Consider the following 22155-nt stretch of genomic DNA (forward strand, 5'->3'; position numbering starts at 1 on the left):
CATCAGCCGGCCGCGGGCCGGCACCGAGAAGCCGGACTCCCGCAGTTGCGCGCTCAACGTGCTGTAGTAGGCGGTTCGGCTCCCGGCAGCCCAGACCTTGATGATCTCGATCATCGCGTCCCGCGCCGCGTTCCAGGCCTCGGAGCCCTCCGTCAGTCGCGGAAACTGTGTGTCAGTCATCCTGGTATGGCAACACAACCACACGAGGAATGAGGGCGGTTCCCTGGCATTCGGCACCGGGGGACGTCGGCACAGCGCGAACTTCGCCGGGAGTGTCACGGCACGACCGGCGCCCTGTGGCAGGCGCATCTGACATACGCCGCATCAAGTCACGACGGCAATCGAGCGAGGCGATCCCGACTGACCAAGAAGATTGTCCGGGAGGGGGATTCACACGGCTGACCTGCGCTGACTGCGCGGACAAGAGGTGCTCGGAAACGGTCGGGGCGAGGCAAAATCGGACACCGGGGCCGCGGTCGCCAGACGCCGGCCCAGGGGGTGCGTGATAGAAGGCCGCGGCCGCCGTGCGGCACGCGGTAGTCGTGCCGCACGGCGAGGGCCCGGCGGGCGGTCACCGAGGCCGCCAGTTCGACAGGGGGCGGCCCTTGCCGCACAGCCGGCACCGGCCGCGGGGGTGGGTCGACTGCTGCTCGTGGTGCCGGAGGTCCATCACCAGGCGGGTGAGTGTCCGGGACGATCCCGTCGGGCAGCGGCACCGCGTACGGGCCGCCCTCGGCGATGATGCCAGCGGCGCTGCCATCGAAGCGGTACGCCTCCTCGACGACCGGGTCAGCCACCTCGATACGGGTGGAGCCCGCGTCAACGGAGACGGCCACGGCTGGCGCCACGGCTGGCGCCACGGCGGGCGCCGCGACGGGGGACGGTACGGGGGCCGGGACGTCGTCCTGGTCATCGGCGGCGGGCCGGAGCATGAGCCGCCAGGAGGCGTGTTCGCCGCCGTAGGCGTCGTGCTCGGGTGCCGCCGAGTTGAGCGTGGCGAGCAGCTCGCGCAACGCCCTCCCGAGGGTGGCGACGGCGAAGTCAGGGTCGGGGTTGCTGTAGAGATCTGACATCGGGGCGGTTCTCCGCGCGGGGTCGGCTGCGCGTGATCACGCAGCCTTCCCCGGCCTACGCCATCCCGGAGGGCTCGGACCCGAGGAACCCTTTCCGCTCCCGCCCGGCGGGTAGGAATCTTGGATTCGACTCCGCCTGGCGGGCCGGCCCCTGCGCCCGAGCCCAGGAAGGAGCGCCGCCTCCTCCGTCAGATCGGTGTGACGCAAGTCACTCTGACGTTTGCTCACGCGGAAGGTTGCCTCAGGGGTGTTCGTACGTGAAGGCCTTGGCGTTCAGCCCTTGAGGAGAAGCCACAGGCTGCTGGTGTCGATACCTCGGGGAAGGTCTCAACGTGTTCAATCGCGGCTCATACCAGCGGGTCCTCGGGGATCCACCCACCGACCTCACGCCGGAGGCACTGCGCCAGTGGCATCAGGCCGAACAGCGCATGCCCAGCTACCACCGGCGGGTGCAGTCGAAGGTGGGCCCGGACCATGTGGACGACGTCTTGTCGAAGGCCCGGGTGAAACTTCACCAGCACCTGCGCCGGCACGGGCCCGTCGACAACGTGATCTCGTACTTCAGCACGATCTGCCTGCACGAGGGAGCGGACCACATCAGGCACATCCTCAAGCTGGCCGAGCAGTTCGTCGGGGACAACGCATCGTCGCTGGAAGACGCCCTCCAGCGAGTCCGGGTGGTCGCCACGAACGGCATGACCAGCGTCGAGGTTTCCGACCAGGTCTCCCGCGCCCTCAAGGAACTGGAGACCACCTTTACCTCCCGCGAGATGACCGCCTGGCTCCTGGTCGAGATGTACGACCTGGACTCCGCCACCATCGCGACGCACACGGGCACTTCGCAGAGCGCCGTGCGCCAGACGGTCAGGCGGGCCCGCGGCAAGCTCGCCGATCCCGAGCTGCAGCGCAAGCTGCGCGAGTGGACGCTCACACCGGAGTAGTCCTTGCCCACGGTGCTTGGTCCGGCCACCCCCGTCGGCCGGCCCGAGCACCCAAGGGAGGGACTGCCCAGCCCACTGCACCGGGCGAGCAGTCTGCGCCTCCAGCCACCTATTGGGCGGGAGAGAAACCGACCGGCCTGCAACGGGCGCGGTCAGTATCTCTCGGCACACAAGGAGTCGATCTTGTTGAACATTCACGCGCCACGGACTGCTCTGGGTCTGTGGACCACCTCTGTCGTTCTGCTGACCTTCAGCCTGCTCCGGCGGCTGCTCGACCGCGTTCTCATGTCGCTGCCTGCGCCACGAGGGCGCAAGGGCACTGGCCTTCCGATCATCGTGCCCGCTGTTCTGCGCTTGTTCGCCCGCTCCGTGATCGCGACGGGCGGCGCTCCACGAAGCTGATGAAGCGGGTGTGAGTAACGCCACGGAAGCCGAGCCGGGGTTCTTCCTCACGGGAAGAACCCCGGCTCAGGTGTTTCTTGATACCGGTTCAGAGACCCGGTCTCACCCCGCTCGACCATGGCTACCAACCGCGAGTGGGAGAGTCCTTCGGCACCAAGGACACGCTGATGAACAGCTCGCCGTCCAACAGCTTCAACCACGACGGTAACGCCGAGATCAACGCGGCGTACACGGACGAGATGCTCAACACCGCGAAGCCCGAGATCACGGTCATGCCGCGGGCCGCCTCGGGCGACCTCGACACGATGAACGCCGGCTACACGGAGATCCTCGACAAGGCCGAGGCCGACATCGCACTGCTGCAGCGGGCCGTGAAGCGCCGCCGCAAGGCCCTGCGGCGCCATACCCGGCGCCAGACCCGGCGCCGGACCCTGGACCGCGTCGCCGCGTACCGTAGCCCCGCCCTGATCATGCTGGGCGTCGCCTTCTTCATCGTCGGCGTCCTCATGCTGATGACAGGCCAGCCGAACGCGCTGGACATGTTCGACCGCGCGATGACCGCGTGGAGCGCCGCCTTCGTGGTCCGCCCGCGCACCTAGAACCGCCGGGCCGGCGAGCCTGAAACGCAGAAGGCCCCCGTTCCTTCCGGATGTCCGGATGTGAACGGGGGCCTTCGTCGTGCGACAGGTCGTCCTATCTGCCCCCCAGGGAGGCCGGGTCGAACGCGATCGGGAACGGCTCCTCGATGTGGGCGACGACGCCCAGCGGATCGCAAATCTTCCTCAGACCTGCTCTTCGCCTCAGTTGGTCCACGAAGTGAACCAACTGAGGAAGCGGTGAGCGAGGCCGAGTACGACTGGTGGCTCTTCGAGAGGTCGATAGGCTCAGCTGCACGGAAGTGGCCAACTCCGCACCGGCGTTTGGTCCATGATCGCGGGGCGGCAGTCCGGCCTGCGCCTCCGCCCTTCGACGACCAGGAGCCCGCATGTCGATCGAGCTCGACTTCCCGGAATTTCCCTATGAGGAACCCCCAGGCTGGATCACTTGCCGCCACAAGCCCTGGAACGGCGTCCTCGTCAGGGTGGACCACATACCCTTCAAGACCGGCGACAAGGTCACCTTCGACATCACAGTCTGCAGCGACACCACCAGGCAGACCTCACCCGCGAAGAACCAGGGCGTCGTGAGCATCACCGCTGACACCACCAGCGTCAGCTACACCATCCCCTGGGACGGCGTCCTGGATGCCGTCACAGACGGTTCCATCACGGCCTTCTACACCCTGACGCCCGTCGATGGCAGCGAGCCCTCAACCTCGGAGGCCGCCACGGTCCGGTACTCCCGTCAGCAGCCCGGCGGCGCCGTCTGCGGCCCGGGCAACTGGGCAACTGAGCAACTGGGCAACTGGGCAACCACAGGCCGGCAAGTCGGAAGGCGGCCCCATGGGCGCCCTCATGTGGAACAACATCAGCATCTGTTCGAGGGCGCCGACTGACCCTGTCGTCCAGCGGATTAGCAGGGTCAGTGATCTGCGTCTGTGCAGTGATGGGGCGTGCGACCTCGGGAGTGGCCGGCAGAGCGACGATGGTGACGGACTTGAACACCCAACCGGACTCCCCGGCACGGGCAACATCGAGCACCAGATCGGTACCCGCCTCATCCGTGAAAGCGCGGTGCGCGACGCTCTTCGCCACACCCGGACCCTCGGTACGGGGCACTGCTTCGAGCTGGAACGCGTCGAGCAGCGACTACAGCTGGTCAGACGTCAGCTCACCATCGGAAAGGACACGAAGTGCGGGCCACACCATGACCGGGACTCCCTTGATCGGGTCTGGGACGTGGGGACTGCTGCTGGAGGGCTGAGGCGTGGGGACTCAGGAGTGTGGGGACTCAGACGTGGGGACTCTGGCGTGGGCGGATGGTGGGCCCATGCTCGCGGTGCCCGGTGTGCCCGGTGTGCCCGGTGTGCATCGGACGAGAACGGACCCTGCGGTTCGGTGACAGGCACTATCCCCCGACGGTGGCGGCAGTGGTGGCAGTGGCGGTGGGCAGGTCTCCCAGGTGGATCGGGTTGCTCCAGGCCCGTCCCCCGTCGGCGTCCTCGATGGTGACCCGGCAGTACCCCTGGCCGAACATCGCGACGGACAGGGAGACTTCGGTCAGCCCTTCGCCCTCCACCACCTGCAGGCCCGGGGCGCCCCCGGTGAGCAGGATCTTGCGTGCGGGTGAGCAGCGCACCGTGATCCGGTCGTCGTCGAGTCGGACGTCGTACAGCTCGGGGCCGGTGCTGGAGTAGTAGTGACCGGCTTTGAGGGCGGCGAGGAGTGCGTCCGGGTCGAGGGATTCGGCGCGTACCTGGACCCAGGCCACGCACCCCGGCGGGTCCTGGGGCTGGAAGTGCGCGTCATCGGCGGCGTAGGCGTTCAGCCGGTGCCCGCGGTTGAGCAGCACGTCGGTCAGGTGCCAGCTGTCGCCCCGGTGCTCGCGGTCCGCGAGCGCGTTGTAGACCTCGACCGCGTGCGCCGCGTCCAGCGATTCGGCGTCGTCCGCGGTGAGCAGCGAGGCCGCCGGGTGCGCCATGCCGACGAACGCGCCCGCCGCCCGCGCCCGGCGCGCCAGTTCCGGTCCGCTCTCGTCGGGCCCGGGGGGCGCGAAGCCGAGGGGCAGCCCCACGGCGACGATGTGCCACTTCGGCCCTGCCTCCGTGCGCGGGGCGTGCAACTCGGCACCGAGCAGCGTGGTGAACCCGGGCGTGCGCAGCGCCCGGGTGTCCGTCAGGGGGAATCCGTACTCGGCGCGGAAGTGGTCGGTGATGGCCAGGAAGTCGTAGCCGGCGTTCTGGTAGCGGCGTGCGACCTCCGCCGGTGACAACGCCCCGTCGGACTCGTCCGAATGGGTGTGCAGGTTGCCGCGCCAAAACCGCCCGGCCTGATCGAACGGCAGGTCCAACACCAGAAGCCCCCGCACACGACGACAGTAAGTAACGCCGAGTCTAAAAGACTTGAGCTATTCGTATGACTAATCCCCTCGGCGTGCCGCTCTCCCGAGGGCACCGAAGCCCGCTGAACCCCGAGTCTCGAGTTCATCTCCCACTCTCCCCCTCGGATGTGGGGCAGGCCGTGGCGGCACCTTCAGCACGCGGTGTCGGTCATCCATCGGAGGTTGCCGGTGTGATGTCGGTGGCTTGTCGGCGAGTTCCGGCACCGTTCCAGAGACGGCCGTCCGGAGCTCACCGGGCGGTCCGATCCCGAAGGAGCCATCATGCACATGCGCGTCACCATCATCGGCGCCGGACTCGGCGGCCTCACTCTGGCCCGCGTCCTGCACGTCCACGCAATCCCGGTCACCGTCTACGAGGCGGATTGCTCCCCGACGGTGCGCACCCAGGGCGGGCTGCTCGACATCCACGACTACAACGGACAGCTCGCCCTCGAGGCGGCCGGTCTGATGGACAAGTTCCACGCCATCGTCCTGGAGGGCCGCCAGGCGATGCGGGTCCTCGACCCGAACGGGACCGTCCTGCTCGACAAGGCCGACGACGGCACGGGCGGACGCCCCGAGGTGCAGCGCGGCGACTTACGACAGATCCTGCTCGACTCGCTCCCGGCCGGCACCGTCCGATGGGGGCACAAAGCCGGCAGCGTCCGCGCCCTCGGATCGGGCCGCCACGAGGTGACCTTCGACGACGGCGCCACCGTCGTCACCAACCTGCTGGTCGGCGCGGACGGCGCCTGGTCACGGGTACGGCCACTGCTCACCACCGCCACACCCGAGTACGCCGGCACGTCGGTCGTCGAGACCTACCTGTTCCACGCCGACACCCGCCACCCGGCCGCCGCGAAAGCGGTCGGTGGCGGCATGCTGATGGCCCCATCGCCGGGCAAGGAGATCTTCGCTCACCGGGAGAACGGCGACACCTTGCACACCTACGTGGCGCTGAGCAGGCCTCAGGAGTGGTTCGCCGCCATCGACTTCACCGATGCCACCGCGGCCACGGCCCGTATCGCCCGCGAGTTCGAAGGCTGGGCACCGGAACTCACCGCGCTCATCACCGACGGCGACACGGCGCCGGTCCTGCGCCCCCACTACGCTCTGCCCACCGGGCACCGGTGGGACCGGGTGCCGGGGGTCACCCTGCTCGGCGACGCCGCCCACCTCGCGCCCCCGAACGGCGACGGCGCCAACCTGGCCATGCTCGACGGCGCCGAACTAGGCAAGGCCCTCGCGGCCCACCCCGACGACGTCGAGGCCGCGCTCACCGAGTACGAGGCGGCCATGTTCCCCCGCAGCGCCGAGGTCACCACGTTCGAAGGCGGAGAGGTCGTGGGAATCGACTCCGAGCACAACACGGCCCAGGGACTGATCAACATGATCACCGAGAAGAGCCGATAAGCCGCACAGACCCCGATCCGACGTTCTCCGTCCCACCCCGCTCAAGCCTGGGCGGCGGTGACTCCCAAGCTCGCACTCCAGCGCGTTGAAGCCGCCCTTGATGTCACCGACGGCCACACAGAACTCGGCGTCGGTCACGAGTGCGAGTGCGGGTGCGGGTGCGGTGGCACGATCGAGGTGTACGGCGGGCAGGCGCCACCCGGTGCGCGCACTGCCGGGTAGCGGGGCGCTGTGGACCGCAAGCCGGCGTGATCGCCGCAATCCTGCAAGGGCGCAGGGGGAATCCAACCAAACCCCTGCGCCCGGGCCCGCCCCCACTGCATGATCCGAAGCCGAGCGGCTCCGCGAGGTCTTCCGGGCCGACGGGGTCCATCAGCCGTCGCTGGTCGAGGACGCGCTCGGTAAGCAGATGCTTGCCCTCTTGGTCCAGCTGAAGGCCGCCTGCAAGAGATCCGGCATCACCCGCCGCTGGGTGAAGAACGACCGCCTCAACCATGCCGGCTACCTCTGGGCCTTCTCCTCGCTCCGCTCGTCGCCCGGGTCGACGCACCGGCGGCGCCGTGACTTCAACCACATGATCGGCCAGCTCTACCACTGTCTCCAGCAGAGTCAGCGATATGATGAGGCACTGGCCCTCCCAGCTCCGCCCGTCGAAGTGGTCACGGCGGCCGAGTAGGCCGCTTCTTTCGGATCACGCCGGGCCCACGGCGCCAAGCACCACCTGGCAGTCTGATCGGGCGCGTGAGCATACTGGTTTCACCGACGCCTCTCAGGTGTGACCGGCACATGCCATGATCTGCGGATGAGCGAGTACTCCTGACCCGCGGGGAACGGCAGGCGCATCCCGGACGCGGCCTCAGCCTGGACCGAGACCGTCCGCGTTCTGCCCGTCGGTACCCGCATCACCGGTGAGGTCGTCGGCTGGCAGCCCTTCGGTGTCTTCCTCTCCATCGACGACCACCCCGATGCCGTGGGCCTGGCCAGGATCGACAGGATGCCCAGGTGCATGGAGCTGCCAACCGTGGGGCAGTGCGTCACCGGCGAGGTCGTCTGGCACGCCGACCACAACCACCAGGTAGGGGTCGTGCTCGGCGAGTGGGCCGAGCACGAAGACCTGCTGCCTCGCTTTCGCGTCGGTCAGATCGTCGGGTGACGCATCACGAAGATCGCGTCCATCGGCGTCTTCGTACGCCTCGCCGACTGCGTCGAGGGACTCGTTCCGATCACCGGGTCGGCGGCATTCCCGGAGTCCTTCCGCGGAGGCCAGGAGATGTCCGTACAGATCATGACGGTCGACAACGAGCGGAACCGGATCCTTCTGGCCGAGCCCCTGCCGTGGCTCCTGAACGTCGCGCTGGGCGGTCCGCCCAGCCGGCCGCCTGTGAACGGGCGGCGGCCGGGGCCGTGATGACCGTGTGCCGGGTGGCCCGCCGGCCTCCCGGTACACACCTGTTCCGCGCGCGTTGAGCCGTGACTCCCGTTGAGGGCATTGGGGCGGTGGGGTTCGAGGACGGGCTTCGTTGTCGACGGTGAACGTGTCTGGGCCCCGACCTGGGGGAGTAGGTCGGGGCCCAGCGGGCGCAACGGGCATGCCGTGTGCGGGTCAGTGGCGGAAGGTGTCCTTGACGTCTTCCTTGGCCTGGCGGGCGTTGCGCTTGGCCTGCTCGACGTGCGCCTTGCTCTTCTCCGTGCCCGACATCGGGACCTCCTCGTGACGTACCGGATTGGTCGTGACCGTCCTCCTGCTCCCGAACGCCGCCCGTAAACCCCCACCGTCCCGACCGACTTCTCGCACCGCCCGTCTTCCGGGGCCGGCCGCGGCGGCAGTGGTGCGGCGGCCCACGGCTCGAGCCCCGGAGCCTGGACACCCATCCGGCTCTGTAAGCCGTCACCGCTCGGGCGGGAGGCCGCCGCCGTGCGCGACGGCGCTGACCATGCAACTCTGCGGATTCCTGCGGTACTCGCCTTGTGTGAAGGGCACGATGGGCGCTGTGTCTCCCGCGTTCGGCGGGTGGCGGGGTGGGCGTGCGGGCAGGCCGGCGGGGTGGACGCGATGGATGGGCGACGGGTATACGGCAGTTCAGACGGCAGCGGCGAGGAGCCGGCTCCGCGGCCCGATCACGTGTACGCGAAACTCTTGGGCGGGCCCCTGGACGGCCTGCTCCTCGATGTCACCGGCTGGTCTGTGGGACAGCGGGTGGAGGGCGCGTTGCTGATCACAGACAAGGGTTTGTACGGGCCGGGTGGCCGGGCGTTCTACGCACCCGTCGCGGGTGATGTCGAGGGTCCGTTCCTGTGGCACGGCGACACCCCTGATCACTCGCACGCGGAGGCCTGACGGTGTGGCTGTCGGCGTGCCACAGGAAGCCCAGCGCGGTACGGCCTTACGGGTCCATCCCGCGCGCTCGGGGCCGGCTGTTCAGGGCGCGTCGGAGAAGCACACTCGCACTGCGAGGAGGCCACCCGACGCATCCAGATCGGCGATCACCGGAAAGAAGCCATCGCCCCAGCTCGTCATTGCGCACAGCACTCGGGCATCACCGAGTTGCACGGATCCGGCCTCGACATGCGAAGCACGTACCTCGCGCATGATCTGCCAGTGATGGGAGTGCGGTCGGAAGTCCACCGCCATGCGTCGTCCCGTCTCGTCCTTCCATCTCAACAGAGCGCGTGCTCTGTGCGTTGCCTCCGAGACGGGCAGGCCAGTCCACCCGCGAACCCCGTCCTCGCCGAGCTCGCCGAGTTCGGGTGCGGCAAACGTCGCGGCCGCTTCGTCTGCCGCCGCACCCCAGAACGCAACGTCGGCCAAGCCGTCGGCCGACTCATCGTGCTGCCACAGGCTCAGCGCGTCGACATCGCCGAAGAGGAAACGTGCCCAGTCCACGCCGATGTCGCCCAAGGAAACCGAGGACGTCGCCCGGCCTTCACCCATCCGGATCGAGATCTCGGACCAGCGTTCTCCCACACCATCGCCGGGGTCGACCCGTGTAGCCAGCACGGGCAGGTTCCGACCTCGGGGTACGCCACCTACTGCAACGACGGACACCCCGAACATCGAAAAGCTGCCACCACCCTCTTCGGCTGTCCGGCGGGCCCTGTGGGCATGTGCCTCCCGAGCCGGCAGGGCCTCCAGCCGGGCGTCAAGGCCGACAGATCGGCAGTGTCCATCGAAAGTCGCCTCGAATGCGGCGGCTTTCGAGGCCGGGATGTCATGGAGCCTGGAGCCTGGCTGGCGGTCAAAGCTCCGAACGGCTTCCGAGGCGTCCGGTCCGGTGACCACGAAGTCAATGGCGCCCGCGACGTCGGCGGCCATTACAGCGTCTTCGATTCCCAGGGAAGCCGGATCGACGTCCGCCGGCGACTGCTCCCCGCTCCACAGCCCCAGGTGACCACCGTCAATGAGCACCAGGGTGCCGGACGGGCAACTGATGGTCCCCAGCTCGAACATCTCTTCCATAGCGCGCGAGTCTACGACCACCCGGCAAGCCATCCGCAGGCGGATGGTTCAGCTGCCAGACAGCCACTGGGAGCCTGCGTTGCACACCCGCGGTGTGCAGGTATCCGCGTACCGCCCTGTGCACTATCACGCGAACGCCTACAGAGGCGGCTGCTTCCTCTGCCCCACGGTCAGGTCGTGGTTCTCAGGACTGCGGGCGGAGGAAAGCCCCGGCGGTCCGTGAGGGCTGCCGGGGCTGTGTCGGCCCCGGGCACCGGGGCCGGGGTTGTGGCTCCGGGCCCGCGGGCGGAGTGGTGTGGTTTAGAAGGGGCGGGTGTCGGAGGGGGAAGGTGCCGCGTTCGCATCCTGCTCCTGCTCCTGCTCCTGCTCCTGGGCCGGGTTGGTGGGTTCGGGTGTCGCGGTGGCGGGGGTGTGGCCGGGCTGCGGGGGGTTGTGGCGGCTTGTGCCGTGGGTGGTGTTCCAGGCGCTGTAGAGCTGGGCGAGTCCGACGGTGACGACGATCAGGGAGGCGGCGGGGATCCCGATGGCGAGGAGGACGGCGCCGAGGGCGAGGACGGCGATGAAGGCGATGAGGTCGAGCCGGTCGTGGTGAGGCGGGATCGGATTGGGCATGACTTCCTCCTGGGGCCGGGGCCGGTCGGTGTGACGGGCTGCGGCGTTGCTTCCCAGTGGAGTGGCGGTGGGGGCGTTGCGGGGAGGGCCGCATCGTTGACATCGCAGGTGGCAGCACTGTTGCGGGCCTGGCAACACTGGCGGGGGCCGCGGAAGAGGGGGCACGGATGGGTGTTCATCGTGGGGGAGCGGGAGACCTGGATCCGCTGAGGGAGGATCTGCCGGAACCGGTGCGGGTGTTCGTGAGCGAGTTGCGGGTGTTGTTCCGGGGGCTTCCCGACACGAGCGTGCGCGGCTACGCGGCCACGCATCATGTGCATTTCTCCACCGTGTCGCGTTTCCTCAGCGGGGATCGGCTTCCCCAGTGGTCGTTCGTCACCAGGCTTCTGCAGGAGAACGCCGCCGCACGCGAGGCCGGGATTCAGGCCGGTGTGCTGGAGCACTTGCGGGGGTTGTACGACGAGGCGGTCAAGGTCACCAAGCCGGGCAACCAGATGCACCTGTTACGCGATGAGCTCACCGCCGCGCTGGCCGAGCTCCAGGCCGCACGGGTACACGAACAGGTCCTGATCGAGGCTCTGCGCCAGCGCGAGGAGACGATCCGGGAGCTGACGGGAACGCTGGCCCTGGGGCAGGCCCAGCATCACCAGGACCGCCTCGCGCACGCCGCCGAACTGGATGTCAGGGACCGCGAGATCGAAGCCCTGCGCGCCACGGTCACCCGGCTGCGCGCGGAGATCACCCTCCTCCAAGGCAGGCTGGATCTGGCCCGCGCGCATACCGCTGACATCGAGCTGCGCGCGGAGGACGTCGAGGAGGCGCTCGCCCAGGCCGAGGACGCCGACGAAAGCGCCTCCGAGGCCCGGGACACGCCGGGAACCGTGGCCGTCGCCGAGTCGCCCCCGCCGCGCACGGTGGCGCAGATGGAGACGTTGCAGGTCGGCCTGCGGGCCATCGGCGTCCTCATCGACAACGCGCACGCAACCGAACGGATACATCGCCTGACAGGCGTCGCCCGCTCGCACCTGGACGCCCTGCTGGAGCGCCCGGCCCAGGACCCCGCCTCGGACAAGGAGCTGGACCGCCTGATCGAGCTGTTGCTGATGGCGATGAGCCGGGAGGAGGACGAGACCTCCAGGAGGAGCTATCCCCTGTCCAGCTTGGTGGGCCGGCGCCCCCACGAGGCGGCCCGGTCCGACTTCGGCGCCTCCGTCTTCTGCCTGATGCTGGCCGAGCTGTACCGAGCACGGGGCCACCAAGATCTGCAGCAGAAGCTGCGCGTCAGGGCGCAGGAACACTTCTCCCGGGGCTACCCCTACTTCATGGGGAAACCGACCGCGACGGGCAGCAAGTGGAACTACCGGGCAGGCACCGTCAGCTACGTCAGCGAGGGCGACAAGACGCGTCACGCCCTCCAGGTCCGACAGGTGAAGGACTCCTTCGACAACTGCCAGGAACACCTCAAGCCCTCCCCCTGAGCGTGTGCACGGGCCGGGTGGGGCTGCCCTCCCCGGAGGGCCGGCCCCGCTGGGGGACGTCATCGGTGTCGGAGGAGGTGGGGGACGACCACTCCCGTGTAGGCGCCGAAGGCGGTGAGGCCGGCGTCGAGGAGGCGGCCCAGGACGGCGCGATGTGTACGACCAGGAGCCACCGAGGTCGCCGGTCAGGGAGTCGAAGGGTGAGCCCTCGTCGGCTCGGCCGGCACCGATGGGTCGTAGAGCGGACGACGTCCTGGCTCTCGGGCTGCCGTCGCTTACACCGGCGCTACGAACGCAAGGCCGAACACTTCCTGGCGTTCGCAGGCATCGCTGCAACCCTCATCTGCTACCGCCGCTTGAAGATAAACACCAAACAGCTCAACGGCTACTGCAAGATGGCTCAAATGAACGAATCGACTGAGCAGGTGGAGACCACAGATCGCCTCTGGCAGGAATTCCGCCAAGAGCCCTTCCCCGACAGCTTGCGACATGCCACGTTCGGGGACACACATGTGTGGCTCCTCGAGTTGGACATCGCCGGCTGCGTTCTTCGCTGGCTCGACAACAGCGGCACCCTCGACTCGAAGAACAGGATCCTCCTGCAGAGCCGCATCGAGGACCTGGACCGAGTCATCCCTGAGCTCAATGACCCTGTAGGAGCCCAGTACTGCCAGCGGTTGCACCAGCTCGCTGTGCTTGTGTCAAGGAACCTACCCAGCACCAAATGAGACGGCCCCTTAGCCGTGCCGTGGCCGGTGGTGGAGCACCTGGCCGCACAGCTGGAGATCGAGGATGTCTCTCAGATCAAGCGGTACACCGAGCGGCAGATGACGGCGTACGAGCACTCGTGGGAGATACGTGAGGCGTACGCCTACCACTCGTACGAGGAACACGATCAGGGCCGGAAGTTCCGATCGTTCCTGCACGGGCGGGCATGGACGGCGCACGCCGAGGGGCCGAAGGCCCTGTTCGATCATTCGGTGGGCTGGCTGCGCCGCAACCGGGTGCTGCTGCCTGGGGTGAGCGTGCTGGCCCGGGAGGTCGCCGAGGTCCGCAGAATCGCGGAGGAACGGCTGCACGCCACGGTCCCCAAGGAGGTCCGGCGGGTGGATGCGGCGCTGCCCGGGGACCTGGTGGCCACGCTGAAGACGCCGGAGGGCAAGCGGTATTCGGAACTGGAGCGGATGCGCCGGCCGCCGACGCGGACCACGGGCACGGTGATGAAGGGCGCTTTGCAGCGGGTCGAGGACATCACCTCCTTCCAGTTGGGGCGGGTGAAGCTGGACAAGATCCCGCCGAACCGGCTGTCCGCGCTGGCCCGCTACGGGCTGGGCACCAAGGCGGCGAAGCTGAAGAGGTCCTCGGAGCCCAAGCGCACGGCGATGCTCACCGCGGTGATGCGTCACCTGGAGGCGACGGCGATCGACGACGCGCTGGACCTGTTCGAGATCCTGATGGCCACCCGGTTGATCAGCGCTGCGAAGCGGTCCACGGACAAGCAGCGCCTGTCGACCCTGCCACAGCTGGAGAAGGCGGCACGGATCACGGCCAGGGCGGCGACGGTGTTCATCGGGGAGCTGGAGCTCATCGAGCGGACCGGCTGCGATGTGGACGTGGGTGCGCTGTGGCAGGCCTTGGAGGAGGTCGCGCCCAGAGCGGCCCTGTCCAGTGCGGCGGTCACGGTGGTGAGCCTGGTGCCGGAGGGCGACGACACGGCCGAGGCCGCGCTGCGGGGCGCGCTGGCGCTGCGCTACAACACGGTCAAGCCGTTCCTGTCCTTGCTGGGTGAGTCGAAGGCGCTGGATGCTGCGCCTGGCGGCAGGCGGATACTGACCGGGGTGCAGCGGCTCCCGGCGCTCTCCCGGAGGAAGGTGGGCGAGAAGCCGCTGCTGCCGCGTGAGGTCGACGACAAGCTGGTTCCGTCGCACTGGCGCAAGGCGGTGTACGCGAACGCGGACCTGCCGGAGGGGGTGGTGGACCGCGCCGCGTACGTGGTGTGCGTGCTGGAACAGCTCTTCGGAGCCCTCAAGCGCCGCGACATCTTCGCCTCCCCCTCGCACCGCTGGTCCGACCCGCGCGCCCGCCTGCTCCAGGGCAAGGGGTGGGAGGCGGTGCGCGAGGACGTCCTGGCGGGTCTGAGCCTGGAGGAGGACGGCGAGGAGCACCTGCGGGAGCTGACGGCGGTCCTGGACGCGACGTGGAGGCAGATGGCCGAACGGCTGGAGGAGGCCGGCGCGGACGCGAAGATCAGCATCGAGGTGCAGCCGAACGGGCGGGCGAAGCTGAACGTGGAGAAGCTCCACGCGCTCGGTGAGCCGAAGTCGCTGAAGTGGCTGCGCGAGCGCGTCGAGAAGATGCTCCCGAAGATCGACCTGCCGGACCTGCTGTTCGAGGTGAACGGCTGGACCGGGTTCCTGGACGCCTTCGGGCACCTGGGCGACGGCAGGACCCGCATGAAGGACCTGACGACGTCGATGGTCGCTCTGCTGGTCTCGGAGGCGTGCAACATCGGCATGACGCCGGTCATCAACCCTGGCTACGAATCGCTGACCCGATCCCGGCTGGTCCACGTCGACCAGTACTACCTACGTAGCGACACCATCGCCGCGGCGAACGTCGCCCTGATCGAGGCCCAGGCCCGGGTGCCGATCGTGCAGTTCTGGGGCAAGGGCCTGCTCGCCTCCGTCGACGGCCTCTGCTTCGTCGTCCCCACGCGGACCATCAACGCCGCACCCTCGCCGAAGTACTTCGCGAAGAAGAAGGGCATCACCTGGCTGAACGCGATCAATGACCAGGTGATCGGCATCGGGCAGATGGTGGTGCCCGGTACCCCGCGTGACTCCCTGCTCATCCTGGACGCGTTGCTGAACCTGGACGGCGGGGTGAAGCCGGAGATGGTCGCCACCGACAACGCTTCCTACTCCGACATGGTGTTCGGCATCTTCAAGATGCTCGGCTACCGCTTCTCCCCGCGCTTCAAGGACCTGGAAGACCAGCGGTTCTGGAAGGCCCAGATGCCCGGCGCCGAGACGGCGGGCGGGTACGGGCCGCTGGAGGCCATCGCCCGCAACAAGGTGAACGTGAAGAAGGTGCTCATCCACTGGCCGGACATGCTGCGGGTGGCCGGCTCCCTGATTACCAACCAGGTGAGGGCCTACGACCTGCTGCGAATGTTTGGTCGTGAGGGCCACCCCACGCCGCTGGGGCAGGCGTTCGCCGAGTACGGGCGGATCGCCAAGACCCTGCACCTGCTCGCCGTCGTCGACCCATGGACGACACGTACCGGCGCCAGATGCACAAGCAGCTCACCGTCCAGGAGTCCCGCCACAAGCTGGCCCGCGAGATCTGCCACGGCAAGAAGGGCACCATCCACCAGGCATACCGGGACGGGATGGAAGATCAGTTGGGCTCGCTGGGTCTCGTTCTGAACGCCGTGGTGCTCTGGACGACCAGGTACATCGACGCCGCCGTCGCCCGGCTCCGGGCGGAAGGCCACGAGATCAGGGACGAGGACGTGGCCCGGCTGTCCCCGCTGAAGCACAAGAATCTGAACGTTCTGGGCCGCTACAGCTTCACCGCCTCCCAGCCGGTCGACGGCCTGCGCCCGCTGCGCGACCCGGAAGCCGTCGACCTCGACGACGATGACGACGGCAACGACGAGTGAGGCGAATGCGGACCGCTCCGTCCGCCTCCTCGATGTGGTCGACGGACAGCCGGGAGATCGCCGCGGGCCACTGGGCACAGAGAGGAGTAACAGCAGTCCGGCGAGGCGTGAGGGTGTTGTCGTGCAGCAGGCGGCGGGCGGTGGCCAAGGGGCTTCGTCGTCCATCGGCTGCGAGGGGCCGTTCCATCTGACGGCTGGGAAGCTGAGATCACGGGTGATCTTTTGGGCGGTCCAGCGCACGAAGTGGCCCGCCTCCTGGCGAAGCCGGACGTCGTCGCTGGTCATCCAGCCTTCGAGGTCGGTCTGTCGGCAGGAGGTGAGGGTCAGGTTCTGACCCTCACGCCAGTTCAGGAGATGGACCGCCGCCCGCAGATGCTGTCGCGCGACCGTGAGCTGGTAGTGCGTGATGTCCTTGCCGCGGCTGCGACGGCGAAGTTGGCGCAGGAGGTGCCAAGTCGCCTACCGATGCGGGATTTTCCGTCCCTCGGCCGTCGCAGGGGTCCGAGTAGGAACGGACCGGGAAACCGGTGTTGATGTCAGAAGTCGGCGCTATGTCAGGAACCCGGGAGACACGGAAGTCGGGGCAGCCCAGAATGCGCAAGACCTTGGTGGAGTCCAGCGGGTAGGGGACGGTCTTCCGGAGGTCGTGGAACCCGATGCGTCGGTAAAAGGCCATGGCGCGGTGATTGTCCTCGCGCACCCCCAGGGTGAGCCAGGCGCAATCGGTGTGCTCGCGTGCGAAGTCGACTGCCGCTTCCATCAGCGCGCGCGCCGGACCGTCCGGACCGCGGTGCGCCGGGGCGACATAGACGGCGTGCACGTGTGCGGTGTCGGGGATGCCGTCCAGGGGTGCGGCCCCGGCGGTACCGGCCCAGGAGCCGGTCTCGTCGATGGCCACGAACAGCCCGTCGTCGGCCGCGGCCGCGGCCCCCTCCGCCTGCTCCCGCCACGTGCGGTCGGAGAGCGCGACGGCGTCGGCGTGACGGACACCGAAGGCGTCGGGCGAGTCCAGCAGGGACTCAAGGCGTATCGCGCGCAGCTCGCGCCACTCCTCCGCCGCGATCCGGCGTATGACGTACTTCACATGGTCCTCACTCTGTTCGGGGCGGTCAGGGGCGGTTTGCGGGCACGGTGTCCTTCGTCAGCAGCGTGTTGCCAGACCAGCAGAGCCGGTAGAGGTCCACTTCGTCCAACAGGTCGCGGCCGGAACGGTAGAACTCGCAACGGGCGCCGGGCGGCCCGGATGCGGAACGGGCTTGGTCGGACGGGTAGGGGTAGGCGCGGGCTGGCAGCAGAGGGGCGAGTTCGGCGCGCGGCCGGCCGGTGGTCAACTCCTCGAACCGGGAGGGCGGCAGCACGCTCGTCGTCAGTTGCCAGGCCAGGTAGAGGGCGGATGGCACGAAGAAGACGGCTGCGACGACAGGTGCCACGAAGGCGACGGCGGAGCGGCGACGGGCGTCGCTCCGTACGGAGGCGAGCCGCTTGGCGGACTCCGGTACGACGGTGCCCGGGGCCGTGTCCGTATCCGGGTCCGGGTGGGGAGGGGATTCGGACGGCAACGCGGACCCTCGGGTCCCGACCGGCGTTCCAGGCGCCGCTCCTGGTCCCGGCGCCGGCGTCCCGGGACGGGCGGTGGCAGTGGCCTGGTGCGGGAGGACGGCGGTGATGTGGAACCCGCCTTCGTCGGGCGCGGTCCGCAACGAGCCGCCGAGGACCGTCACCCGCTCCCGAAGTCCTGTCAGCCCCCGGCCGCCGACGCCGCTTGCCGGGCTTTCGCCCGCGTGCGACGGTCCGTCGGCCGACGGGGCGGCGTTCACGACGCTCACGCGGGTACGGTCGGCCTCGTGGGTGATCCGTACCCTGATCGCACAGTCCGGCGCGTGCTTCACTGCGTTGGTGAGGGCCTCCTGCACCACCCGGTACATCCCGCGTTCGACCAGGGGGGACATCGGGGGCATCGCCCCGCGCCGCTCCCAGCGCACCGGCACCCCGGAAGCGACCGCCCGTCCGAGGAGATCCTCAACGGTGTCGTTGACCGGCATGCCCGCACCCGTGTCCGTGCCGAGCGGGTCGTGCAGGACGGCGACGGTCTCCCGCAGTTGCTCCACCGCGTCCGCGATCGTCCCGCGCAGCTCGGCGAGGTCGGCGCGGTCGCGGTCTGTGAGGTCGGGCGAGAGTTCCAGGGCCCCGGCGCGCAGGGCGACCAGGCTCAGGGCGTGGCCGAGGGAGTCGTGCATGTCGGCCGCGATGTCTGCGCGTTCGGTGAGCCGCGCCCGCTCCGCGACCAGATGCTGGCGCTCTTCCAGGCTCCGGGCCAGCCGCCAGCCCTCCCGCACGAGTTCGCGCCGGCCACGCCAGTGCCGTCCGGCCAGCCAAGGCAGCAGAAGGGCTGCGGGCAGCACGGTCAGCGCGTACAACCACCACACGGGCTGCGTTCGCAGCACCGCACAGGTCGCGAGATCGACCGCTGCGCACCCGGCGAGCACCAGGAGCGGGCGCCGTGCCGCGGCGACCCGGCCGCCGAGCAGACAGCTCACGGCGGCCAGCGACAGGACGTGGGCGTTGCCCGGGGTCGCGGAGTCGGCCAGGCCCAGCGCGCAGAGCCCGTTGACCAGCACGACGGCGGCCCCCGGCCGGCGGCGGGACCACGGTACGGCCACCACCAGGACGGCCAACGGGAGGAACAGGTCCAGAACCAGGGAGGCCGAACCTGCGTCCCAAAACCCGTAGCCGGTGGTGGCGGCGAGCACACCCCACAGAGCCACGTCGCCGCACACGGACCTGGCTGAGGGCATACGCGTGTGCAGCATGGCGCGTCGACCGTCCTTCCGCTGGATGATGTCCTCACCTGTCAGGGGCGATTCTGTGGGACGAACCCGGACGCCCGACGAGGGGGGCGTGCACGGTGAGGGCGTCCGGGCCGATTCCGCCGCTGTTCAGGCGTCCCGCCGTCGCAGCACGAAGAGACCGGCCACATGGGCGACGACCGCCCACACCAGCAGGATCAGCAAGCTCACGGCATCCGGGAACGGGGCTTTGCCGTCACCCAGCATGAAATATCCACCCACGGTTTGCGGCATGTACTCGTTGATGGCCAGCAGCACCGGACCCCCCAGTCCGACCAGCATGCTGGGCAGGGCGGAGACCACGAAGAAAATCACGGCCACGGCGCCGGCCGCAGTCCGCAGAGCGAACGACACCCCCACCGTCATCACGCAGATGAGGGCGGAGTAGACGCCCATGGCGACGGTTTGGTACGCCACCTTCGACAGCTCGAAGCTGGCGTGCCCCTGGAAGGGTCCCCAGGCCAGGGCGATGCCCAGCACAGCCCACCCCACTGCGGTGACGAAGCCCACCAGGGCGCTCAGCAGCGCCTTGGCCAGCTGCACGCGGGGCCTGACCGGCACCCACAGCAGCGAGGTGCGCACGCTGCTTGTGGAGTATTCGCTCGTCACCATCGTCATCGCAAGAATCACCAGGGCGAACTGGGTGAGGATGACCGAGGACACCGAGGCGTTGCCGACCGGCTGGATCGGCTTGTCGTTGATCCGTGCGATCGACCCGTAGTAGAAGGTGAAGATCGCAGTCACGATCAGGCCAACCAGCAGGCAGACGTAAGGCGTGCGGATGGTCCAAAGTTTGGTCCACTCCGAGGTGAACGCGCCGACGAATCCGCCACCGGTGTGGCCGGAGACCATGCGGCCACGGCGGCCGTCGCTCACGTCAGTCGATACGGCGCTCATGCTCCCGCTCCCTGCGTCTCCTGGGAACCCGTGCCACCGAACACAGCGTCGCCCGTTTCGTACTCCACGCTCTGCGCGGTCAGTTCCATATAGACCTGTTCCAGCGAAGCGGAGACGGTCCGCAGTGCGTGCAGCCGCAGCCCCAGCCGGTAGGCCAGGTCGCCCACCTGCTCGACACTGCGGCCCTTCACGACAAGCTCGTCGGCCGCGGGCGACTCCACGTTCACGCCGTCCTTCAGGAGATGGTCGATCAGCGTGCGCAGGTCCGCCACGTCCGGGGTGCGCACCCGCACCGACGACAGCGAGCTGTTGGCCAACAGGTCGGCCATCGGCGTGTCGGCCAGGAGCTTCCCCCGTCCGATGATGACCAGCTGGTCGGCGGTCAGCTGCATCTCGCTCATCAGGTGACTGGACAGGAAGACCGTCCGGCCCTCCGCAGCCAGGGACCGCACGAGCTCACGCACCCAGCGGACACCGTCGGGGTCGAGGCCGTTGACCGGCTCGTCGAAGATGAGTACCTGCGGGTCGCCGAGCAGCGCGCCCGCCACGCCCAGCCGCTGGTACATACCGAGGGAGAACGCCCCGGCGGAGCGCCGCGCCACCTTCGCCAGGCCGACCGTCTCCAGTACCTCGTCTACCCGGCGCAGCGGAATGCCGTTGCTACGCGCCTGCGCCACCAGGTGGCTGCGTGCGGAACGGGCCGGGTGCAGCGCCTTGGCGTCCAGAAGCGCGCCGACCTCGCGGATCGGGTGGCGCATCGAGGAGTACGGCTTGCCATCGATGAGCGCCTCACCCCCGGACGGATGGTCCAGCCCGAGAATCATGCGCATCGTGGTCGACTTGCCAGCACCGTTGGGCCCCAGAAAGCCGGTCACTTGCCCACTCTTGATGTCAAGTGTCAGACCGTCCACGGCGATGGTCTCGCCGTAACGCTTGGTCAGTTCTCGAAGGGTGATCACGGAGCTCCCTCGTGTGGGTCGCCGAACGCGGAAGCCGACGGCGGCGCGCACCGACCGACGCATGGTGCGCAGCCCTGGGGCGGCCACCGCGTTTCCTGTACGAGAGCGACGCTAGAAGTCCGCGGCGCCGGCGCCCATTGGTCGAACGGCAGCAGCGTCCTGCCCTTCGTCATGGGTGTGCCCGGACTCGGGACTGAATCTGTGGAGCCCGCCCTTCGCACGGCTGTGCGTCGGCCGTAGGCTCGCAGCGTGGAAGAGACAACACCGGACAGTCGGCCGGTCCGGGTCCTGGTGGCCGACGACGAGGCGATGGTCCGGGCGGGGGTGCTGGCCATCCTCGCCCGGGACGCGCACGTTGAGGTGGTCGCCGAGGCAAGCGACGGGCACGAGGCCCTCGCGCTCAGCCGCCTGCACCGGCCGGACGTGGTCCTGCTGGACATCCAGATGCCCGGCCTGGACGGGCTGACGGCAGCGGCGCGGCTCCACCGGGAATCGACGGCGGTCGGTGTGATCATGCTGACGACCTTCGGTCAGGACGAGTACGTCACCCGTGCCCTGGAAGAGGGCGCCGACGGCTTCCTGCTGAAGGCGGACGACCCGAGAGAACTCCTCAACGGGGTACGGGCGGTGGGAGCCGGCGGGGCCTACCTGTCCCCGCGGGTCGCCGGCCGGGTCATCGCCGGGCTGCGCGCCCACCGGGCGGCACACCCCCACCGCTCACTGGAGCGGCTCACCGAACGGGAGCGCGAGGTGCTGGCCGGACTCGGGACGGGGCTGTCCAACGCAGAGATCGCGAGTCGGCTGCACCTCGTCGAGGGCACGGTGAAGGCACACGTCAGCGCGGTATTCGCGAAGCTGGGCGCACGCAACCGGGTGGAGGCGGCCATCTCCGCGTACGAGGCAGGCCTGGTCCCGTCAGGCCCCCGCTGACCCGGGGTCGGCATCCCCGGTACAGAGTGATCGTGTCCCATCAAGCAACGTTGGCCCTGTCAACGACGGCGCACAGGCGCCGGTCGTCGGGGTGGCGGTTTCGCCAGATAATGCAGCGGCGGGTCATGCCGCCCCACGCCTCGTGGTCGGCGTGATCGGTGCCGTCGAGGGCGAAGTCGCGAGCTGAGCTTCGATGCGCTCAAGGCACTGGTCGCGAAGATCGAGGGCAGAGAGTTCCCGGCTCAGCCCAGGGACAGCTTCGGGGCGGTCGCCGCCCTCTACCTCGCCCACTGCCAGGTCTGCCGCGGCGAAGGTTCGGCCAGATTCCCCCGGCGCCCGTGCACGATCAGGTGACGATCACGCTCGCTTCGGCCCAAAGTAACAGCGCCTCGCAACCCCGGTAGTGCGCGCACAGGGCGGCACCTGCCCGCTGTACTCCTCGATCGTGCCTCCGAGCCGAGACGCCCCGTGCCACCAGTCACCCAAAGACGTGCAGTATTTCGG

At 68.9% G+C, this 22155-nt stretch carries 18 protein-coding genes and 3 pseudogenes; 12 read left to right on the plus strand and 9 right to left on the minus strand.

The window, feature by feature from the left end:
* Positions 1 to 180: hypothetical protein (locus tag ACFYW3_RS38740; protein ID WP_389388988.1), on the minus strand; the 180-nt coding region annotated here is incomplete at its 3' end.
* A gap of 1225 nt (positions 181 to 1405) precedes the next feature.
* Between ACFYW3_RS38740 and ACFYW3_RS38745 the strand changes: the two genes are divergently transcribed.
* The 3 genes from ACFYW3_RS38745 (at position 1406) to ACFYW3_RS38755 (ending at position 3911) form a co-directional block, all read left to right on the plus strand.
* Positions 1406 to 2014: a hypothetical protein gene (locus ACFYW3_RS38745; RefSeq protein ID WP_351751800.1), complete on the plus strand. Its 609-nt coding sequence runs from the start codon at positions 1406 to 1408 to the stop codon at positions 2012 to 2014.
* A 536-nt stretch (positions 2015 to 2550) separates the two neighbouring features.
* Positions 2551 to 3015, plus strand: coding sequence for a hypothetical protein (locus ACFYW3_RS38750; RefSeq protein WP_389388989.1), 465 nt, complete (start codon positions 2551 to 2553; stop codon positions 3013 to 3015).
* Between the two features lie 386 nt (positions 3016 to 3401).
* Complete coding sequence (locus ACFYW3_RS38755) at positions 3402 to 3911, plus strand: hypothetical protein (RefSeq protein ID WP_389388990.1); 510 nt, start codon at positions 3402 to 3404, stop codon at positions 3909 to 3911.
* A gap of 512 nt (positions 3912 to 4423) precedes the next feature.
* On the opposite strand, the gene ACFYW3_RS38760 is transcribed toward ACFYW3_RS38755, so the two are convergent.
* Positions 4424 to 5383 (minus strand): CehA/McbA family metallohydrolase, encoded by a 960-nt coding sequence (locus ACFYW3_RS38760; RefSeq protein WP_389388991.1) that lies wholly within the window; start codon positions 5381 to 5383, stop codon positions 4424 to 4426.
* Between the two features lie 294 nt (positions 5384 to 5677).
* Here ACFYW3_RS38760 and ACFYW3_RS38765 point away from each other — a divergent pair, with 294 nt between their 5' ends.
* The 5 genes from ACFYW3_RS38765 to ACFYW3_RS38785 all read left to right on the plus strand — a co-directional run bounded on the left by ACFYW3_RS38765 (position 5678) and on the right by ACFYW3_RS38785 (position 9146).
* Positions 5678 to 6808, plus strand: a complete 1131-nt coding sequence (locus ACFYW3_RS38765) for an FAD-dependent oxidoreductase (protein ID WP_389388992.1) — start codon at positions 5678 to 5680, stop codon at positions 6806 to 6808.
* Positions 6809 to 7229: 421 nt separating this feature from the next.
* On the plus strand, positions 7230 to 7484 hold the full coding sequence (locus ACFYW3_RS38770; RefSeq protein WP_389388993.1) for a hypothetical protein: 255 nt from the start codon (positions 7230 to 7232) through the stop codon (positions 7482 to 7484).
* 330 nt (positions 7485 to 7814) lie between these two features.
* Positions 7815 to 7961, plus strand: a complete 147-nt coding sequence (locus ACFYW3_RS38775; protein ID WP_389388994.1) for a hypothetical protein — start codon at positions 7815 to 7817, stop codon at positions 7959 to 7961.
* Between the two features lie 117 nt (positions 7962 to 8078).
* Positions 8079 to 8216: a hypothetical protein gene (locus tag ACFYW3_RS38780; protein WP_389388995.1), complete on the plus strand. Its 138-nt coding sequence runs from the start codon at positions 8079 to 8081 to the stop codon at positions 8214 to 8216.
* 645 nt (positions 8217 to 8861) lie between these two features.
* The gene (locus ACFYW3_RS38785; protein WP_389388996.1) at positions 8862 to 9146 is read left to right on the plus strand and encodes a hypothetical protein; all 285 of its coding nucleotides are present in this window, start codon (positions 8862 to 8864) and stop codon (positions 9144 to 9146) included.
* 81 nt (positions 9147 to 9227) lie between these two features.
* Here the strand turns inward: ACFYW3_RS38785 and ACFYW3_RS38790 are convergent, their stop codons facing one another.
* Both ACFYW3_RS38790 and ACFYW3_RS38795 read right to left on the minus strand, forming a co-directional pair.
* A complete protein-coding gene (locus ACFYW3_RS38790; protein ID WP_351751787.1) occupies positions 9228 to 10265 on the minus strand; it encodes a hypothetical protein in 1038 nt (345 codons plus the stop codon).
* A 300-nt stretch (positions 10266 to 10565) separates the two neighbouring features.
* On the minus strand, positions 10566 to 10877 hold the full coding sequence (locus ACFYW3_RS38795) for a hypothetical protein (RefSeq protein ID WP_351751785.1): 312 nt from the start codon (positions 10875 to 10877) through the stop codon (positions 10566 to 10568).
* A gap of 167 nt (positions 10878 to 11044) precedes the next feature.
* Between ACFYW3_RS38795 and ACFYW3_RS38800 the strand changes: the two genes are divergently transcribed.
* From ACFYW3_RS38800 to ACFYW3_RS38810, 3 genes and pseudogenes are all read left to right on the plus strand, one after another.
* Positions 11045 to 12355 carry a hypothetical protein gene (locus ACFYW3_RS38800; protein ID WP_389388997.1) on the plus strand — a complete coding sequence of 437 codons (1311 nt, stop codon included), beginning with the start codon at positions 11045 to 11047 and terminating at the stop codon, positions 12353 to 12355.
* A 203-nt stretch (positions 12356 to 12558) separates the two neighbouring features.
* A pseudogene (locus ACFYW3_RS38805) lies at positions 12559 to 12708 on the plus strand (transposase); the annotation flags it as partial.
* Between the two features lie 375 nt (positions 12709 to 13083).
* Positions 13084 to 16019, plus strand: a pseudogene (locus ACFYW3_RS38810) (Tn3 family transposase); the annotation flags it as partial.
* 337 nt (positions 16020 to 16356) lie between these two features.
* Here ACFYW3_RS38810 and ACFYW3_RS38815 read toward each other — a convergent pair.
* The 4 genes from ACFYW3_RS38815 to ACFYW3_RS38830 all read right to left on the minus strand — a co-directional run bounded on the left by ACFYW3_RS38815 (position 16357) and on the right by ACFYW3_RS38830 (position 20721).
* Entirely contained in the window at positions 16357 to 17103 is a 747-nt protein-coding gene (locus ACFYW3_RS38815; protein WP_389388998.1) for a GNAT family N-acetyltransferase, read from the minus strand.
* 25 nt (positions 17104 to 17128) lie between these two features.
* Positions 17129 to 18829 (minus strand): sensor histidine kinase, encoded by a 1701-nt coding sequence (locus tag ACFYW3_RS38820; RefSeq protein ID WP_389388999.1) that lies wholly within the window; start codon positions 18827 to 18829, stop codon positions 17129 to 17131.
* Positions 18830 to 18955: 126 nt separating this feature from the next.
* A complete protein-coding gene (locus ACFYW3_RS38825; protein WP_389389000.1) occupies positions 18956 to 19762 on the minus strand; it encodes an ABC transporter permease in 807 nt (268 codons plus the stop codon).
* Entirely contained in the window at positions 19759 to 20721 is a 963-nt protein-coding gene (locus tag ACFYW3_RS38830; protein ID WP_389389001.1) for an ABC transporter ATP-binding protein, read from the minus strand. Before ACFYW3_RS38830 ends, ACFYW3_RS38825 begins: the two co-directional genes overlap by 4 nt.
* Positions 20722 to 21030: 309 nt before the next feature.
* Between ACFYW3_RS38830 and ACFYW3_RS38835 the strand changes: the two genes are divergently transcribed.
* On the plus strand, positions 21031 to 21651 hold the full coding sequence (locus ACFYW3_RS38835; RefSeq protein WP_389389002.1) for a response regulator: 621 nt from the start codon (positions 21031 to 21033) through the stop codon (positions 21649 to 21651).
* 40 nt (positions 21652 to 21691) lie between these two features.
* Here the strand turns inward: ACFYW3_RS38835 and ACFYW3_RS38840 are convergent.
* Positions 21692 to 21832 (minus strand): annotated as a pseudogene (locus ACFYW3_RS38840) (IS630 family transposase); the annotation flags it as partial.
* Positions 21833 to 22155: the final 323 nt, after the last annotated feature.

Origin of the sequence: Streptomyces sp. NPDC002602 (assembly GCF_042889445.1) — a bacterium.
Classification (GTDB): domain Bacteria; phylum Actinomycetota; class Actinomycetes; order Streptomycetales; family Streptomycetaceae; genus Streptomyces.